This window comes from Bowmanella yangjiangensis (assembly GCF_017255015.1).
Taxonomy (GTDB): domain Bacteria; phylum Pseudomonadota; class Gammaproteobacteria; order Enterobacterales; family Alteromonadaceae; genus Bowmanella; species Bowmanella yangjiangensis.
Genome location: NZ_JAFKCS010000742.1, coordinates 1 through 360 on the forward strand (window position 1 = coordinate 1; position 360 = coordinate 360).

Consider the following 360-nt stretch of genomic DNA (forward strand, 5'->3'; position numbering starts at 1 on the left):
GTCAGCTGCGGGTCAGGTCGCTCGAGACGTTCGATTTCACGCAGGTCCAGTTGGCATTCTTTGCCGCGGGCGTGGAGGTGACGCGGGCTTTTCACGAGGCCGTGCGTGCTGCCGGCTGTTCGCTGATCGATCTCAGTGCCGCCTTGCCGCTGGAGCTGGCGCCGTGCGTCCTGCCCGAACTGGGCGAGGGCGCAACGCCAGGCCTGACTGCCCCGTGGCAGGTGAGCGTGCCGACGCCTTCGGCGACTGCCTGCGCGGTGGTGCTGGCGGCGCTGAAACCGCTGTTGCAGCCGCGTCAGGTGCAGCTGAATGCCATGCTGTCGATTTCCACGCTGGGTCGTAGTGGCGTGCAGGAGCTGG

At 67.5% G+C, this 360-nt stretch carries 1 protein-coding gene; it reads left to right on the forward strand.

Annotated elements, in window-relative coordinates:
- A partial coding sequence (locus J0A65_RS26500; protein ID WP_206597161.1) for an aspartate-semialdehyde dehydrogenase occupies positions 1-360 on the forward strand: 360 nt, incomplete at both ends.